The sequence below is a fragment of the Bradyrhizobium sp. NBAIM14 genome (assembly GCF_020193895.1).
Classification (GTDB): domain Bacteria; phylum Pseudomonadota; class Alphaproteobacteria; order Rhizobiales; family Xanthobacteraceae; genus Bradyrhizobium; species Bradyrhizobium yuanmingense.
In genome coordinates this window covers 1-16,898 of sequence record NZ_JADYVQ010000011.1, presented here as the reverse complement: position 1 = coordinate 16,898, position 16,898 = coordinate 1, and the positions used below count along the sequence as shown (strand labels likewise).

The 16,898-nt window shown below is 62.8% G+C and carries 13 protein-coding genes; 3 read left to right on the top strand and 10 right to left on the bottom strand.

Translation table 11 applies throughout. The features are described 5' to 3' along the window. Positions 1–104 precede the first annotated feature (104 nt). From I6F28_RS23620 to I6F28_RS23595, 6 genes are all read right to left on the bottom strand, one after another. Positions 105–1,907 carry an adenine deaminase C-terminal domain-containing protein gene (locus I6F28_RS23620; protein WP_225141315.1) on the bottom strand — a complete coding sequence of 601 codons (1,803 nt, stop codon included), beginning with the start codon at positions 1,905–1,907 and terminating at the stop codon, positions 105–107. Between the two features lie 120 nt (positions 1,908–2,027). Further along, positions 2,028–3,527, bottom strand: coding sequence for a tripartite tricarboxylate transporter permease (locus tag I6F28_RS23615; protein ID WP_036023341.1), 1,500 nt, complete (start codon positions 3,525–3,527; stop codon positions 2,028–2,030). Further along, a complete protein-coding gene (locus I6F28_RS23610) occupies positions 3,527–4,012 on the bottom strand; it encodes a tripartite tricarboxylate transporter TctB family protein (RefSeq protein ID WP_225141314.1) in 486 nt (161 codons plus the stop codon). Before I6F28_RS23610 ends, I6F28_RS23615 begins: the two co-directional genes overlap by 1 nt. Beyond that, the gene (locus tag I6F28_RS23605; protein ID WP_036023339.1) at positions 4,009–4,977 is read right to left on the bottom strand and encodes a Bug family tripartite tricarboxylate transporter substrate binding protein; all 969 of its coding nucleotides are present in this window, start codon (positions 4,975–4,977) and stop codon (positions 4,009–4,011) included. Before I6F28_RS23605 ends, I6F28_RS23610 begins: the two co-directional genes overlap by 4 nt. Before the next feature lie 105 nt (positions 4,978–5,082). After that, on the bottom strand, positions 5,083–5,925 hold the full coding sequence (locus tag I6F28_RS23600; RefSeq protein WP_225141472.1) for an IclR family transcriptional regulator: 843 nt from the start codon (positions 5,923–5,925) through the stop codon (positions 5,083–5,085). A gap of 195 nt (positions 5,926–6,120) precedes the next feature. Further along, positions 6,121–8,250: an acetate--CoA ligase family protein gene (locus I6F28_RS23595; protein WP_036005664.1), complete on the bottom strand. Its 2,130-nt coding sequence runs from the start codon at positions 8,248–8,250 to the stop codon at positions 6,121–6,123. A 351-nt stretch (positions 8,251–8,601) separates the two neighbouring features. Between I6F28_RS23595 and I6F28_RS23590 the strand changes: the two genes are divergently transcribed. The 3 genes from I6F28_RS23590 (at position 8,602) to frc (ending at position 12,445) form a co-directional block, all read left to right on the top strand. Next, positions 8,602–9,297, top strand: a complete 696-nt coding sequence (locus I6F28_RS23590; RefSeq protein WP_157282741.1) for a GntR family transcriptional regulator — start codon at positions 8,602–8,604, stop codon at positions 9,295–9,297. Positions 9,298–9,371: 74 nt separating this feature from the next. After that, positions 9,372–11,105 carry an oxalyl-CoA decarboxylase gene (oxc, locus tag I6F28_RS23585; RefSeq protein WP_225111776.1) on the top strand — a complete coding sequence of 578 codons (1,734 nt, stop codon included), beginning with the start codon at positions 9,372–9,374 and terminating at the stop codon, positions 11,103–11,105. A 62-nt stretch (positions 11,106–11,167) separates the two neighbouring features. Next, a complete protein-coding gene (frc, locus tag I6F28_RS23580) occupies positions 11,168–12,445 on the top strand; it encodes a formyl-CoA transferase (protein WP_036005670.1) in 1,278 nt (425 codons plus the stop codon). A gap of 432 nt (positions 12,446–12,877) precedes the next feature. Here frc and I6F28_RS23575 read toward each other — a convergent pair whose 3' ends face one another. The 4 genes from I6F28_RS23575 to I6F28_RS23560 all read right to left on the bottom strand — a co-directional run bounded on the left by I6F28_RS23575 (position 12,878) and on the right by I6F28_RS23560 (position 16,534). Then, positions 12,878–13,441, bottom strand: coding sequence for a group I truncated hemoglobin (locus tag I6F28_RS23575; protein ID WP_225141313.1), 564 nt, complete (start codon positions 13,439–13,441; stop codon positions 12,878–12,880). A gap of 204 nt (positions 13,442–13,645) precedes the next feature. Next, entirely contained in the window at positions 13,646–14,518 is an 873-nt protein-coding gene (locus tag I6F28_RS23570; protein WP_225141312.1) for an ABC transporter substrate-binding protein, read from the bottom strand. 245 nt (positions 14,519–14,763) lie between these two features. Next, the gene (locus tag I6F28_RS23565; protein ID WP_050995893.1) at positions 14,764–15,150 is read right to left on the bottom strand and encodes an alpha/beta hydrolase; all 387 of its coding nucleotides are present in this window, start codon (positions 15,148–15,150) and stop codon (positions 14,764–14,766) included. Between the two features lie 661 nt (positions 15,151–15,811). Further along, the gene (locus I6F28_RS23560) at positions 15,812–16,534 is read right to left on the bottom strand and encodes a hypothetical protein (RefSeq protein WP_225128827.1); all 723 of its coding nucleotides are present in this window, start codon (positions 16,532–16,534) and stop codon (positions 15,812–15,814) included. Positions 16,535–16,898: the final 364 nt, after the last annotated feature.

Genomic DNA, 16,898 nt, shown 5'->3' with positions numbered 1-16,898 from the left:
AGAAGCCGATCTCAACGAGACCGATTTTATTTTCCACGATGCGGCAACCACGAGAAAATCGTGGACGTGTCAATCGGTTAGATCAACAGATGCGTGAAAGCAGCTCACTCGAACAGCGGCACCAGCTGCATCTGCGGCACCAGCACGAGTCCCTTATCGGTGATGCGAATTTCCGGAATGACCGATAGCGGAATCAAATTGAAGCCCATGTACGGGATGGTGCAGCCGGCCTCGGCCCATTCCTTCTTCAGCACCTTCACCTCTTCCGCCACTTCGGTGACACGTTTGTCGGACAGGAGTCCTGCGATCGGCAGCGGAACCAGCGCCCTCACCTCGCCGTCGGCGACGACGCAGACGCCGCCCTGCCGCTCCTTGATGGCGGCGATGGCGACCTGCATGTCGCCCTCGTTGGTGCCAGCGACGATGAGATTGTGGCTGTCGTGTCCGACGCTGGAGGCGACCGCGCCGCGCTTCAGGCCGAAATCCTTCAGGAGCCCATGGGCAACGTTCCCGGCGGATTTGCCATGACGCTCGACCACGGCGACGAAGCAGAGACCGTAGCGCGCGAACAGCGACGGCCAGTCTTTTGCGGGTTCGATCTCCACTTTCTCGTGGATCAGCGTGATGCCAGGCAGCGCGGTCTTGATGGCGTTGACGGTGCAGGCCTTCGCGGGCAATTCGGGCGTCAGCTTCATCGTCTGCGGCAGCTTGACGGTCGCATAGGCTCCCTTGGGATATTGGTAGCGATGCGACAGCGCCTGATCGAGACGCGGGGTGATCTTGCCGTGCTCGACCACGAGCTCGCCACCATACCAGGTGCATTGTGGCTCGAGCTGATCGTCCATCAGCACGAGATCGGCGCGGCGGCCGCCGCCAAGCCCGCCGATATCGCCTTCCATCCCGAAGCGGGTCGCTCCATGCAGAGAGCCCATTGACCAGGCCTGCTCGGGCGACATCCCCGCCTTCACGGCCTCGCGCACCACCCAGTCGAGACCGAACAGCAGGAGATCGTCGGCATCGCGATCGTCGGTGCAAACGGTGGTGCGCTTGTGCGAGGCCCCGAGCTCGGTGATCGTTCGGATCGCTTGCGGCAGCGAATGCCAGGGCGTGGTCGGCGGTCCCCCGCGCAAAAACACCCAAACGCCGGCATCGAGCAGGTCATCGGCGATGTCGCGGTCGATCGCCTCATGGGTGTCGGTGACGCCGGATGCTGCATAGGCCGCAACGAATTCGCGGCCGTAGACATGCCCGGAAACGGGACGCCCCCGCTTTAAGGCTGCGGAGAGGATGGCATGGCTGCGCTCGTCGCCCATCGTGACAGGCACGAAATCCATCTTCTCGCCAAGCGCCACCGCTTCGGGCCAGCGATCGAACAGACCGGCGATCTTGTCCGGCGTGAGGTCGCCGCCCGCCGTCTCCAGTTCAGCCGAGGTCGCGGGAACCGTGCTCGGCACGGTCAAGAAGATCGACAGCGGCGCCTCGCGCGCATCTTCCAGCATCGCCTCCACACCGGCGACGTCCATGACGTTGCCGATCTCGTGGCTGTCGCAGAAGATCGTGGTGGTGCCGTTCAGCAACGCAGCCTCGGCATAGGCGCAGGCCGTCACCATCGAGGATTCGATGTGGATGTGCGGATCGACGAGGCCGGGCGCGATGATGCCACCGGCGGCGTCATACAGCGGAACATCGCTCCAGGCTTTCTTGGCTGTGCCTGCCGGTTTCACCGCCGCGATGCGGCCGCCTGTGATCCAGACTTCCCGCCCCTGATGAATGCGCTCCGAATAGGTCGAGAGCACCCGCGCCCCCGTGACGACGAGATCCGGCGCGACGCGGGCCGACGCAACATCGGCCAAGCGCCGCGTCATGCTGTGCAGGGGAGCAACGGTGAAGCGGGTGAGTTTGGTCATCGGGGCTCTCACGGATATTGGACAGCCCAGCGATGGTTGCCCCCGACGGCGGCAGGGGCAACTCAAATAAAACGGCACCTTTGCTTACGCATTGGGCAAACTGGCCGTTGATGAGTTCCGCTAGTCCTCATTCGCCTTGAACCGCCCGAGCCCCTTCAAGACGAAGGGCGCCACCAGCGCGATCAGCGCGACGCCGAGGAGCGTTGCCGAGATCGGGCTCTGCAGCAGCGTCATGGGATCGCCGAGGCTGATCGCGAGCGCGCGGCGCAGCTGGCTTTCGGCAATCGGGCCCAGGATCAGGCCGACCACGACGGGCGCGATCGGGAAATCGAACCGGCGCATCAGGAAGCCGAGCACGCCGAAACCGGCGAGCATCGACAGTTCCACCACCGACGGCTTTGCCGCGATGGTGCCCATGGTCGCGAACACGAGGATGCCGGCATAGAGCCAGGGCTGCGGGATCGCGAGCAGCCGCACCCACAGGCCGACCAGCGGCAGATTGAGCACCAGCAGCATCATGTTGGCGATGAAAAGACTTGCGATCAGGCCCCACACGAGGTCGGGCCGCTCGGCGAACAGCAGCGGGCCCGGATTGAGACCATATTGCTGGAAGCCCGCCAGCATCATCGCGGCGGTCGCCGAGGTCGGCAGGCCCAGCGTCAAGAGCGGCACCAGCGTGCCGGCAGCGGAGGCGTTGTTGGCAGCTTCGGGGCCGGCGACCCCTTCGATCGCGCCCTTGCCGAATTCTTCGGGATGCTTCGTCAGCCGCTTCTCGGTCGAATAGGACAGGAAGGTCGGGATCTCCGCGCCGCCGGCCGGGAGCGCACCGATCGGGAAACCGAACATGGTCCCGCGCAGCCATGGCTTCCAAGACCGCTTCCAGTCCTCCTTGGTCATCCACAGCGAGCCGCGCACCGGCTCCAGCTTCTCCTCGGTGTGGTGGCGGCGCGATGCGACGTAGAGTGCCTCGCCCACCGCGAACAGGCCGACCGCGAGCGTTGTGACTTCAACGCCGTCGAGCAATTCAGGAACGCCGAACGCAAGCCGCGCCTGACCGGTCAACTTGTCGATGCCGACGAGACCGAGCGTCAAACCGATGAACAGGCTGGTCAGGCCGCGGATTGGGGAATCGCCGAAGGTCGCCGACACCGTGACGAAGGCAACGCACATCAGCGCGAAATAATCCTCCGGACCGAAGCGCACGGCGACATCGACCAGCCATGGCGCAAGGAAAGCCAAGCCAATGGTGGCGATGGTGCCGGCGACGAAGGAACCGATTGCGGAGGTCGCAAGCGCCGGCCCGCCGCGGCCGGCCTTGGCCATCTTGTTGCCTTCGAGCGCGGTCGCCATCGAGGCGCTTTCACCCGGCGTGTTGATGAGGATCGCTGTGGTCGATCCGCCGTACATGCCGCCATAATAGATGCCGGCGAACATGATCAGCGAACCGCCGGGGTCGAGCTTGTAGGTCACTGGCAGCAGCAGCGCGACCGTCAATGCCGGGCCGATGCCGGGCAGAACGCCCACGGCCGTGCCGAGGAACACGCCGATCAGCGCGTAAAGCAGGTTCATCGGCTGGACGGCGACCGCCATGCCGTGAGCCAGCGCGGCAAAGGTATCCATCACAGCAGTCGCTCCAGCGGGCCGGCAGGCAGGCTCAGCGTCAACAACCGGTCGAACGCGAGATAGATGAGGGTCGACATCACGAGAGCGATGATGGCGTCGATGAGGATGGCACGGCGCCCGAAGGCCGTCGAGGTCGTCACGAACAGGGCCGAGGTCGCTAGGATGAAGCCGCCGCCAAAGCCGATGATGGCGATCAGCAGCGCCAGACCGACGAGGATCAGAACCACAGGCACGGGATCGGCGCTTTCGCGTGCCGGCAGATTGCCGCGCAGTGCATCGACGAAATTGCCGATCGCAAGCAGCGCAAGGCCGCAGGCGACCACGACCGGCATCGCCTCCGGCCCCATCCCGTACATCGCGGCAGATTGCAGGCCGCGCGCGTCCCAGACCAGCACGACCGCGAGCACCGCAAGCGATGCCGCGATGACGAGACCGGCGCGGTCGACGCGCCGCGGCGGCTGGACGGGATCGCCCGAGGTCATGATTTGACCAAGCCGACCGATTTCAGCACGTCGGTGACACGGGCCGTTTCCTTCTTCAGGAAGTCGGCAAAAGCATCGCCGCCGAGATAGGCATCCTCCCAGCCCTTCTGCTTGAGGATCTCTTTCCAGGCGTCAGACTTCACCATCTTCTCGACCGCATCGCTCAAGGTCTTGCGCTGCTCCGGCGTGATGCCGGGAGGCGCGACCACCGAACGCCAATTGGCGATCACGAGGTCGATGCCCTGCTCCTTGAACGTGGGGATGTCGCTGCCTGCGATGCGCTTCTCCGAGGTCACGCCGATCGCGCGCAGCTTGCCGGACTTGATCTGCCCTTCATATTCGCTGAGCCCCGAAATGCCCGCGGTGACCTTGCCACCGAGGATCGCCGCCAGCGACTCGCCGCCGCCGGAGAACGGGATGTAATTGATCTTCTTGGCGTCGGCACCGACGGCGCCAGCGAACAAGGCCGCCATCACATGGTCGACGCCGCCGGCCGAACCGCCGGCAAAGGTGACCTTGGCGATATCGGCCTTCACCGCGGCGGCCAGATCCTGCGCAGTCTTGATCGGTGAGTTCGCGGGAACCACGATCACCTGGATTTCCTCGGTCAGGCGCGCGATCGGCGTCACCTGCTCCAGCGTCACTGGCGACTTGTTCATGGCGAGCGCGCCGACCATGACGAAGCCGTTGACCATCATCTGGTTGCCGTCGCCCTTGGCGCCGTTGACGAACTGCGCGATGCCGACGCTGCCACCTGCACCGGGAACATTGGTGACCTGCACGCTGCGGGCGACGCCCGCAGCCACCAGCGCCTGCTGCATCGAGCGCGCGGTCTGGTCCCAGCCTCCGCCCGGAGCCGCCGGCGCCATCAACTTGAGCTCGAGCTGCTGGGCAAAGCCCGGATTGGCTGCCGCCAGAGTCAACGCGACGGCTGCGCCGACAAGGCGCACGGGAAATCGGAACATTAGGGCATCTCCAGGCTCATGCGGACGTTTGCCGCATTGTGTCGTTTGGTCGCATATCAACCAAAACGGCCGATGCTGTCCAGTGACATGCCTCAGGGTTTTTGGTCAGCGGGGCGCCGGGATCACCCCGCGGAGCGCGGCAGTCAGTTCCGCCGCGACGTCCCGGACGATCTGGCCGATCTCCGGCAACCGTTCGTCGGTGACGCGGCTCGTCAGGCCGGAAACAGAGATCGCCGCAAGCGGTTCGGCCAGCGCGTTGTATACCACCGCGGCGACGCAGCGCAGGCCGATCTGCGCCTCCTCATCGTCGACGGCAAAGCCCTGTTTGCGGATTTTCTCGAGCTCCCTGAACAGGTCGCTCGGGCGCACGATCGACTTCTCGGTCAGGCGGGGCATGCCGTGATGACGGATGACGGCGCCGACATCCTCGTCTGAATAGGTTGCGAGCACCGCTTTGCCGACGCCGGAGGTCACCATGGGGACGCGGCCGCCGACCTTGGTCAGCGAGCGCATGATCTCGCGGCTTTCCATACGGGTCAGCACGATGATGAACTCATCGTCGACCACGGCGAGATTGGCCGTCTCGCGGGTGAGATCGCGCAGCTTGCGCAAATATGGAATCGCCTGTGCGGAGAAATTGCGTCGCCGCGCAAAGCTGGCGCCGACCGTGAAGCTGCGCACCCCGACATGCCATTTGGATTCGCCACGGTCGAACTGCACGAAGCGGCGGCTTTCGAGCGTTGCGAGCAGCCGGTGCACGGTGGACGCCGACAGGCCGGTGCGGATCGCGAGATCGCTCAGACGATAGCCTTCGTCGTCCTCGGCCAGCGTCTCGATGATCGACAGCGCGCGGTCGACCGATTGCACGCCACCCTCGCGGCTCTCGTGATCGGCCTCCGAGGCCGATTTGGGCTCGAGCGATTTGCGCCGGATCACGTTCTTGCTCATCGCGACCTGCATTTCTTCTCTTCCCCTCTCCCGCTTGCGGGGCCGAGACGAGCAACGCTCGCTCTGAAAGGGTCAGGGTGAGAGGGAGCTTCCGCAAGGACAGTGGCAATTGGACTCGCGGAAGCTCCCCCTCGCTCGGAATTTGCTGTGCAAATTCCGGCCTCTCCCCGCAAGCGGGGAGAGGTGAACGCAAGCTCAGAGCAGCCCTGCCCCGCGCGCCCACTTGTACTTGGCGCCAAGCACCTCGACCGGTAGCTCGGTCGAATAGGCGTAAGCCGGGATGCCGTTCTGATAGAGATATTCGGCGGCCTCCTCGACCTCGACGTCGCCAGCGAGCGAGGCAACCATCGGCTTCACAAAACCCTTGGCCTCCATCTCCTTCTTCACCTCGACCATGTTGCGAGCGAACACCATCGGCGGCGTGACGATGGTGTGCCAATAGCCGAGGATCAGCGCGTGGATGCGCTCATCCGACAGGCCGAGCTTCACGGTGTTGACGTAGGTGATCGGCGGCTCGCCGCCGGTGATATCCACGGGATTGCCGGCCGCTCCAAACGGCGGGATGAACTTGCGGAAGGCCGCATCGAGATCCGGCGGCATCGACATCAGCGACAGGCCGTTATCGACGCAGGAGTCCGACAGCAGCACGCCCGAGCCGCCGGCACCGGTGATGATGAGAACGTTCTCACCCTTCGGCGTCGGCAGCACCGGTACGCCGCGGGCGAATTCGAGCAACTGGCGAAGTGAGCGGGCACGGATCACGCCGGACTGCTTGAACACGTCCTCATAGATGCGATCGTTGCCGGCGAGCGCGCCGGTGTGGGACGACGCCGCCTTCGCGCCGGCCGAGGTCCGGCCGGCCTTGAGCACCACCACCGGCTTCTTCTTGGACACGCGCTTTGCGGCTTCCGCGAAGGCGCGGCCGTCCTTGAGGTCTTCGCAGTGCTGGGCGATCAGATTGGTGTTCGGGTCCTGCTCGAAGAAGGCGAGCAGATCGTCCTCGTCGATATCGGACTTGTTGCCGAGGCCGACGATCGCGGACACGCCCATCTTGGCCGAGCGCGAGAAGCCGATGATGGCCATGCCGATGCCGCCCGACTGCGACGACAGCGCCGCATGGCCCTTGACGTCATAGGCGGTGCAGAAGGTCGCGCAGAGATTGGCGGGCGTATAATAGAAGCCGTAGATGTTCGGCCCCATCAGACGGATGTCGTACTTCTTGCCGACCTCGACGATCTCGGCCTGCAGCTCCGGCGCACCGGCTTCAGCGAAGCCCGACGGGATCAGCACCGCGCCGGGGATCTTCTTCTCGCCGCATTCGGTCAGCGCGGCCGCGACGAATTTCGCGGGGATTGCGAACACCGCGACGTCGATCACACCAGGCACGTCCTTGACGCTCTTGTAGGCCTTGTAGCCGAGGATCTCGGCGGCCTTGGGATGGATCGGATAGATCTCACCCTTGTAGCCGCCGTTGATGAGGTTCTTCATCACGGAATTGCCGATCTTGCCGTCCTCCGCGGAGGCGCCGACCACGGCGACCGCCTTCGGCTGCATGATGCGGTTCATCGCCGCGACGATCTCATCGGTCGGACGCGGCTTCGGCTTGGGCTTGTAGGCGAAGTCGACCACGATGCGGACGTCTGCGGCCGTGGCATCCTTCGGCGTCGCGAACACCGGGTTGAGGTCGAGCTCGACGATCTCAGGGAAATCGGTGACGAGCTGCGAGACCTTGACGATGACGTCGGCGAGCGCGTTGCGGTTCACCGGCTCGCCGCCGCGCACGCCTTTCAGGATCTCGTGCGCCTGGATGCCGTCGAGCATCGAGAGCGCGTCTTCCTTGGTCGCCGGCGCGAGGCGGAAGGTGATGTCCTTGAGCACCTCGACCAGCACGCCGCCGAGGCCGAAGGCGACCAGCTTGCCGAACGAGCCGTCGGTGATCGAGCCGACGATGACCTCGGTTCCGCCGGCCAACATCTGCTGCACCTGCACACCTTCGATCTTGGCATCGGACTTATATTTCTTTGCGTTGCCGAGGATGGTCTCGTAGGCCTTCTCGGCCTCCTCGGTCGTCTTGAGGCCGACGATGACGCCGCCGGCTTCGGTTTTGTGGAGAATGTCCGGCGAGACGATCTTCATCACGACGGGGAAGCCCATGGACGAAGCCATCTTGCCGGCCTCGCCCGCCGACTTGGCCACGCCCTCCTTCGGCACCGGAATGCCGTAGGCGTCGCAGACCAGCTTGCCTTCCGGGGCCGTCAGGCTGGTGCGATTGTCCGCCTTGACCTGGTCAAGCACCTTGCGGACGGCATCTTTGGAATTGGACATGTGGCTTCTCCCTTGACCTCAGTTCGTTCTTTTCAAAGCGCGCGCGTGTTTGCGGCTGCCCATGATGCTTGCCATTCGCCGCGCTCTGTTCCATGCGGCGGTACGGAGTGGCATAAGCCTCAAGACTACTCCGCCGGCATGGATCAAAAATGGCTGGCGATGGCATTTGGTATGCCAGAAGCCAACTTGTCAAGCTGGTGCATGGCCTAGAAGGCCGCAAAAAATAGGCAGCTTGACATTCTGGCATGTGGTATGCCAAAAACTTTCCAGTTAATATTCCTGTAAAAGACGACTCCCCACTGGAGGAGATTCGTCGTGTCACTACGGAAACCAACCAAGGCGTTGCCGAACATGGCCGAGGCAGACATCGCAATCGTTCGTATTGCCCCGGAGAGCAGCTTCAAGAACAAGGCGTATGACGCCTTAAAGGAAGCCATCCTCAAGATGGACATCTACTCGACGCCCGAGCCGGTGATGCTCGACGAGCGCGCATTGTCTGAGAGGCTTGGCGTCAGCCGCACGCCGATCCGCGAGGCCATCGCGATGCTGGAGCAGGACGGTTTCGTGAAGACCGTGCCCCGCCGCGGCATCATGGTGGTGCGCAGGACCAAGAGCGAGATCGTCGACATGATCCGCGCCTGGGCGGCGCTGGAGAGCATGGCCGCCCGCCTCATCACCACCACCGCGCGCAAGAAGGACATCACGGCGCTGCGCGACTATTTCAAGGATTTCGGCAAGGACCGACTGCCCGAGGATCACGTCGAGGAATATTCGCGCGCCAACATCGCCTTCCACCAGGCGCTGATCTCGCTGTCGGAATCCCCCGTGCTGGTCGATCTCACCAACGACCTGCTCTTGCACGTGCGCGGCTATCGCCAGTTGACCATCGGACGCAAGGACCGCACCGCGACGTCACTGCCCGAGCATCTCGGCATTATCGAAGCGCTGGAAGCGCGCGACACCGAGCTTGCCGAGAAGCGCGCCCGCGATCACACCCTCGGCCTTGCCGCTTACGTCGAAGCGCACGGCCAAGAACTGTTTACGTAACTGTTCACTTAAGCAACGTTCACCAGAAGGGCGAACAATTCGCCCCGCACCTTGAGACCAGGGAGACAAGGCCCATGCTGAATACCGCGACCAAGTCCGAAGCACCGGGCACCGAGCAGGAACTGACGGATGGCTTCCATCTCGTCATCGACGCGCTCAAGCTGAACGGCATCAACACCATCTATAATGTGCCGGGCATCCCGATCACGGATTTGGGCCGCATGGCGCAGGCCGCGGGTATTCGCGTGATCTCGTTCCGTCACGAGCAGAACGCCGGCTACGCCGCCGGCATCGCCGGCTATCTCACCAAGAAGCCCGGCGTCTGCCTCACGGTGTCGGCGCCCGGCTTCCTCAATGGTCTCACCGCCCTCGCCCACGCCACCACCAATTGCTATCCGATGATCCTGGTCTCCGGCTCTTCCGAGCGCGAGATCGTCGACCTCCAGCAGGGCGACTACGAGGAGATGGACCAGCTTGCGATCGCAAAGCCGCTGTGCAAGGCGGCCTATCGCGTGCTGCACGCCCAGGACATCGGCATCGGCTTCGCCCGCGCCATCCGCGCTGCGGTCTCAGGCCGTCCGGGCGGCGTCTATCTCGACCTGCCGGCAAAACTGTTCGGCCAAGTCATGAACGCCGAGGCCGGCCAGAAGTCGCTGGTCAAGGTGATAGACGCGGCGCCCGCGCAGATCCCCTCGCCCGCATCCGTGAAGCGCGCGCTCGACGTGCTCAAGAGCGCCAAGCGCCCCCTCATCATCCTCGGCAAGGGCGCGGCCTACGCGCAGGCCGATGAGGAGATCAAGAGCTTCGTCGAGAAGAGCGGCGTTCCGTTCCTGCCCATGAGCATGGCCAAGGGCCTGCTCCCCGACACCCATCCGCAATGCGCCGGCGCCGCCCGCTCGACGGTGCTGAAGGACTCCGACGTCGTCATGCTGATCGGCGCGCGGCTGAACTGGCTGCTGTCGCACGGCAAGGGCAAGAGCTGGGGCGAGGCGCCGAAGAAGTTCATCCAGGTCGACATCGAGCCGAAGGAGATGGATTCCAACGTCGAGATCGTCGCGCCCGTCGTCGGCGACATCGGCTCGGTCGTCTCCGCCTTCAACCAGGCGATGGGATCATCCTGGACCGCCCCGCCGGCCGAATGGACCAAGGCGGTCTCGTCCAAGCGCGAAGAGAACGTCGCCAAGATGGCGCCGAAGCTCATGAACAACAAATCGCCGATGGATTATCACGGCGCGCTCGGTGTGCTGAAGAACGTCATCAAGGACTATCCCGAGGCGATCCTCGTCAACGAAGGCGCCAACACACTCGACCTCGCCCGCGGCGTCATCGACATGTACAAGCCCCGCAAGCGTCTCGACGTCGGCACCTGGGGCGTGATGGGCATCGGCATGGGCCAGGCGATCGCGGCCGCGCTCGAGACCGGTCACCCCGTGCTGGCCGTGGAAGGCGACTCGGCGTTCGGCTTCTCCGGCATGGAGGTCGAGACCATCTGCCGCTACAATTTGCCGATCTGCGTCGTCATCTTCAACAATGACGGCATCTATCGCGGCACCGACGTCAACGGCGCCAACTCCGATCCGGCAACGACCGTGTTCGTCAAGGGCGCGCGCTACGACAAGATGATGGAAGCCTTCGGCGGCGTCGGCGTCAACGCGACCTCGCCGGACGAGCTGAAGCGTGCCGTCAACGACGCCATGAAGTCCGGTAAGCCGACGCTCATCAACGCCGTGATCGATCCGGCCGCCGGCTCGGAGAGCGGCCGCATCGGCAACCTCAATCCACAGAGCGTTCTGCAGAAGAAGAAGTAAGTCCACCCCTCAACCCTTATTCCCTGCCGGGTGCAGGGGCAGACAGAGTACGGAGCAATACGATGACCAAAGCGCTCGAGGGCGTTCGCATTCTCGACTTCACCCACGTCCAGTCAGGACCGACCTGCACGCAGCTGCTGGCCTGGTTCGGCGCCGACGTGATCAAGGTGGAACGCCCGGGCGTGGGTGACATCACCCGCGGCCAGCTGCAGGACATCCCGAACGTGGACAGCCTGTATTTCACCATGCTCAACCACAACAAGCGCTCGATCACGCTCGACACCAAAAACCCCAAGGGCAAGGAAGTCCTCACCGAGTTGATCAAGAAGTGCGACGTGCTGGTGGAGAATTTCGGCCCCGGCGTGCTCGACCGCATGGGCTTTCCTTGGGAGAAGATCCAGGCGATCAACCCGAAGATGATCGTCGCCTCGATCAAGGGTTTTGGCCCCGGACCGTATGAAGACTGCAAGGTCTATGAGAACGTCGCCCAGTGCACCGGCGGCGCCGCCTCCACCACCGGCTTCCGCGACGGCGTCCCGCTCGTCACCGGCGCGCAGATCGGCGATAGCGGCACCGGCCTGCACCTCGCGCTCGGCATCGTCACCGCGCTCTACCAGCGCACCCACAGCGGCAAGGGCCAGCGCGTCACTGCCGCGATGCAGGACGGCGTGCTCAACCTCTGCCGCGTCAAGCTGCGCGACCAGCAGCGCCTCGCCCACGGCCCGCTGAAGGAATACAGCCAGTTCGGCGAAGGCGTGCCGTTCGGCGACGCCGTGCCGCGCGCCGGCAACGATTCCGGCGGCGGCCAGCCCGGCCGCATCCTGAAGTGCAAGGGCTGGGAGACCGATCCCAACGCCTACATCTACTTCATCACCCAGGCCCCGGTCTGGGAGAAGATCTGCGATGTGATCGGCGAACCCACCTGGAAGACCGATCCGAACTACGCCAAGCCGGCGGCGCGCCTGCCGCGCCTCAACGAGATCTTCGCCCGCATCGAGCAGTGGACGATGACGAAGACAAAGTTCGAGGCGATGGAGATCCTCAACAAGGACGACATCCCGTGCGGCCCGATCCTGTCGATGAAGGAGATCGCGGAAGACCAGTCGCTGCGCGCCACCGGCACGGTGGTCGAGGTCGACCACCCCACCCGCGGCAAGTACGTCTCGGTCGGCAACCCGATCAAGCTGTCGGATAGCCCGGCAGACGTGACGCGATCGCCGCTGCTCGGCGAGCACACCGACGAGATCCTGCGCTCGGTGCTCGGCTTCAGCGATCACCAGGTCGCCGAGATCCACAAGTCGGGCGCGCTCGACCCGCCGCAGAAGCAGGCCGCGGAGTAAGCGGACCACATTTCACGAGACCAAAGGGGCCGTCCGAAGGGGCGGCCCCTTTTGCTTGTGAAGGCGTGCAATCGCAGGCTCAAAATCAAAACTGGAAAACAACCCCATGCACAGTAGCCATCCCGTTGGCACGCAACGATATTTCTGATTCGACGAAACACTTCTGACCCGTCGGGCAAAACAGGGGTATTATGCCATCGTGGCTATCATGCCGGGAGCGCACATCAGGCGCTGGCTGCTGCACATCGGAGCGGATCCCGACCACACGCTGTTCGCGGAAGGGGCTGCAGAGATCTGGAGTCCAAGGGCGCTTATCGGACGTCAGCCTGAGGGACGTCAGCATGGGCCACAACTGGACGGATCGCGGCGCGATCCAACGTGCCCGCCCAGCCGGAGCCAGTCGGTGCTAGCGAAGACCGGGAAGATCACCCTTCAGCCGCGCTTGCCGACCGTCGCAGACCCGGCGGTAACCTCGTCCTTGTGCGCGGCAAACGCAGCCAGCACCTCGGCTTTCTCGCGCTTAGGGAGCTTGGCAAAGTCGAGGCTCCGCCCGAGTTCCGCCGCGACCTCATCGAACTCTGCCGGCGATATTCTGAGATTGCGGTGCGCTTCCTCAAGTCCGAGCGGCGTCGCGCCAGGCTTGGTGGCCGCGAACTTAAGGGGCCCGCCCGAAACGTCGCAGACCCACAGCGTCCGCATGAACTTGAGGCCCGGCAACCTTGTCAGGTTCTTGGTGTGCCATTCTCGTAGTTGCGGATTCTTGGACTTCTGGCCCACGACGGGATTCTTCACGACAGCGTCGCTGAAGTGATCCACCACGGCCGCAATAGCAAAAACGCCGCCCAGCCGCTCATACAGACTTTTCTCAGGCGAGGTTTGCTGGGCCTGCGCGTATGCCTTACTCGCTCCCTGCAATGCAGTCGTCGGGGCGGCGGTCAGCGCCATTCCTGCGACCATGCTTCGTCGTGTGATGGAAGTCGGAATAAATTGTACCATGGTCACCTCCTCTGGTGAGGCAACAGGATAATCCGTTGGGAGCATGCCGCCGGTCAGAATTCGTCACTTTCTTCCGGCATTAAATTTTAGGTCGATGGATTAAGATGGAAGCGTCGGGGTTACACGCTAAGAACGATTCACCGCACATTGGCGCGTATGGCCGCTCGGGACGTCTGCGATGGGCCACAAGCGGAAGTCGGCTCTCTATTCGATAATTTCATCGGCGCGGGCTAGGAGGCTTTCGGGTAATTCCAAGCCGAGCACTCTCGCGGTGTTGATGATGAATTCGAATTCGGTCGGAGCTTGCACTGGCAGGTCTGCCGGATTGGCGCCGCGCAAAATTCGATCAACGTAGGATGCCGCGCCTGCATATATTTTATTGAGGTTTACTCCATACGAAACAAGACCCCCTACATCGCAGAATAGTCGTAGGAAGTAGATCGCGGGCAACCTGCACTTAGCAACAAGCGCGGTCATTTCCTTCCGTCGTGCGGCAGTCAGTGCGTCAGGTAGAAAAACAAGACCAGCGTTCCGCGTGTCTTGGAGAGATACGATTAGCCGTTCGATGCTGGAGCTATCGCCGTGGGGCGTCTCCACCGAAACCACTCCGGAGGTTTGTGCGGCGGCCTTTATCGAAGCGAGAAACGCAGCAGAGTTATTCCCTGGTTCTGGGTTGTAGATCGCGCCGATCCGCTCAATCTGCGGCGCGATTTCCTTCAGCAGGGAGACCCACTTACCCCCGAGAGATGGTACAAAGGCAGTGAAGCCGGTAACATTACGACCGGGCCGCGCGAAAGTCTCGACATAGCGCATTCCAATCGGATCGCTGACCATCGCGAATACGGTCGGGATGTTAGACCCCTCAGCTTGCAGTGACGCCATCGACGGGTTGGTAACCGCGAACAAGACATCAGGCTTCAACGAGATCAATTCGCGCGCGCACTTGCGGCTCTCCTCAGTATCGCCATCGCTTATGCAATAGTCTATGAGCAGGTTCTGACCCAACAGCCATCCTTTCTCCTTCAATACTCTTTCGAGAATTGGCCTGCTTAGAGGGCTAGCTAGGAGCGCACCCACGCGGCGGACTTGGGCCTGAGCCCCGCAGTATATGGGAGGATTGCTACGGCACCGCTGAAGGCTATGAATTCCCGCCGTCGCATGCGTCGCTCCCCTCTAGGGATCACGCCTGTGGGAAGATCAGCTTAGCACTTTTTTCGTGAGACTATACCGGGTGCAATGACTGCTTCGGGTCAAAAGCTGCTGTCGAACACGAAGCCGCAATAGGTCTGCCAAGGGCCAGAAGCGGAAGAAGTACAGCCGAACTAATCAGGTATTCCCCAGGTGGCACGCACAAATAAACGGGCCGGCGGCAGCACGGAGGCGAGGTCAACTGGGGCGCGGTCCGGCTTAATTGCAATCAGATCGTAGCTCGCACCATGGTCGCTCGTCGTGTCCCTTAGCATTACACCGTCCGCGGTGTCTCGCGTCAGGGTCGCCGGTGCGGGATCAACGATGACGGCGGCGCGAATGCGCGCGTCCTGTATCGGCTCGGGCGGCGTCTCGCCGTTGTGAAGCTGTGCGCACATGCCGGTCGTCTCCTTGCAGAGGCTGGCGACCCTGGCGAAATCCGGCTTGATCCCCATCAGCACGAGGCCGGTCGCCCCGCCGAGCGAGAAACCGACAAAGCCGACCCTTGCAGGATCGATCACGGCCCTGTCCTTCGCATTGACTGGTGCCGGCCTGCGCGCACGCCTCGTCCTTCGAGACGGCGCTCACGCGCCTCCTCAGGATGAGGTTCATCGGCGTCCGTGCTCGTTGGCTATCTCGACCGGCTCAATGCGCCGACACCCTGGTCGACAAAGATGATGCCGCATCATCTCTGCATGCTGCGCAGCCAGTGCCGGATCGCCGCGAGCTTTGGCGGCGGCATCGCAGGCTCGCGAGGCGCAAGGACGTCAGCGACGAGCCCATAGGCGATTTTCACTCGCCGTCACTCCTCTCAGGGGAGCTGATGCATTCCCTTCAGCCTGACGTTCATTGCTCTCCGGCTCCCCGGCGCTCCCCCTCGATGGCGTCCCGTTTCGAATTTCGGAAGTGATCTATGCCATAGTGGATCGTCAGTCCGACAATCCACCCGATAAAGGTGCCTAAGTGGGTCGTGTGGCCGAACAGCTTCTCCTCAATCCAGGCGCCCCCCCAGATTGAGACGAGTATTAAGATCAGCGTCCATAGAGTAGTGCTCGTTTTTTCTTTGAGTGCACTTCTCGCCTCCCTTGCAGGGCTCAGTGCTATTGACGCGGACGGACCAACTCCGAGCGAAACCGATCTTCTAGCGTCGCCCGGCAACTGCGCCCTCGGCTTTCGCGCTCCCTAAGCAGCGCAGATCAATTTCAGATCAGCTTCGAACCTGATGCTGCGCTTGCCCGCAAGCGCCGTGCCCTCGAGGAAACCGCCCTCGGCATCGCACGTCCCGGAAAAACCAATTCCAATCTCGTGTCCGCCGAATACCGGGTCTTCCCCTCGCGCCGGCGTATGCTCTTGATTGACCATCTGCCCTCTCCATCGACCGCTGGAGGAGGAATATGACCCCAGATAGTAGAAGAAGGCATCGCCACCCAGGATACGGCCGTTGTTCAATAGCATCACTCCAGTCAGGCCGCCGGGGACGCCGTCCAAGATTTTGAGATGGATGGAGTACAATCCGTTGGAAATGCCACCTTCACCAATCATCCCGGGCGCCGGAAGGTCGCTTTCATCCAGCGGGGTCATGATGGATCGAAAGACGGCACCCGGCACCTGCGGGGAACTGCCCTCGAAGTGAAACGCCTTGCCAACGGCTCTTCCAACGACGGAAATTGACGAGACATCGGAACCCAGCAAAGACTGATGATCAGCGCCAAAATTGTGTCGTCGGCTGGTCACATCGACACGGATTGAGTCCCCCTCGACATGGTAATTCCCGATATGAGCAAACCCTGAATTGCCGCCCAGCAACTTGCCCCGGCGCACATACGTGACGCTCCGGCCAACCATTTGATTGATCGAGAATTCACTTTTGAAGAGGCCGTCGAAAGTGCTTGATAACTCGTTCATCCGGCACCACCGATTGACTCGGACTCCTCTTTTGCTCAGCGGCTAGTCTCGGAAGACCGAGAGTACCGTTCGATTATTTCGACATCGGGGTCGATGACGCCCTCGCGATAGCCGAACAAGTTGACGTCTGAGTTCGGGGCAGAGCAGACTTGCTCTGCCCTGCCCGTGGTTCGCTACTGGCCGCGCCTGCGTTACCACCACTAAGCACCACAAAATCCATTCAGTCAAAACCGATAATTGATGCCGCCCTTGGCCGTATGAAGCTGAACCTCGGTGTCCGTGAAGGACGCGCCGGGGAATGCAAGAGCATTGCCGTTCGACTTTCCGAGATTGATGTAGATGTACTCGGCCTTGAACGTCCAGC

What these genes read in the sequence shown, in the direction of transcription:
- I6F28_RS23560 (WP_225128827.1), bottom strand. Translation starts at nt 16,534, where the DNA reads ATGAACGAGTTATCAAGCACTTTCGACGGCCTCTTCAAAAGTGAATTC.
- frc (WP_036005670.1), top strand. Translation starts at nt 11,168, where the DNA reads ATGACCAAAGCGCTCGAGGGCGTTCGCATTCTCGACTTCACCCACGTC.
- I6F28_RS23615 (WP_036023341.1), bottom strand. Translation starts at nt 3,527, where the DNA reads ATGGATACCTTTGCCGCGCTGGCTCACGGCATGGCGGTCGCCGTCCAG.
- I6F28_RS23595 (WP_036005664.1), bottom strand. Translation starts at nt 8,250, where the DNA reads ATGTCCAATTCCAAAGATGCCGTCCGCAAGGTGCTTGACCAGGTCAAG.
- I6F28_RS23605 (WP_036023339.1), bottom strand. Translation starts at nt 4,977, where the DNA reads ATGTTCCGATTTCCCGTGCGCCTTGTCGGCGCAGCCGTCGCGTTGACT.
- I6F28_RS23600 (WP_225141472.1), bottom strand. Translation starts at nt 5,925, where the DNA reads ATGAGCAAGAACGTGATCCGGCGCAAATCGCTCGAGCCCAAATCGGCC.
- I6F28_RS23590 (WP_157282741.1), top strand. Translation starts at nt 8,602, where the DNA reads ATGGCCGAGGCAGACATCGCAATCGTTCGTATTGCCCCGGAGAGCAGC.
- oxc (WP_225111776.1), top strand. Translation starts at nt 9,372, where the DNA reads ATGCTGAATACCGCGACCAAGTCCGAAGCACCGGGCACCGAGCAGGAA.
- I6F28_RS23610 (WP_225141314.1), bottom strand. Translation starts at nt 4,012, where the DNA reads ATGACCTCGGGCGATCCCGTCCAGCCGCCGCGGCGCGTCGACCGCGCC.
- I6F28_RS23575 (WP_225141313.1), bottom strand. Translation starts at nt 13,441, where the DNA reads ATGGTACAATTTATTCCGACTTCCATCACACGACGAAGCATGGTCGCA.
- I6F28_RS23620 (WP_225141315.1), bottom strand. Translation starts at nt 1,907, where the DNA reads ATGACCAAACTCACCCGCTTCACCGTTGCTCCCCTGCACAGCATGACG.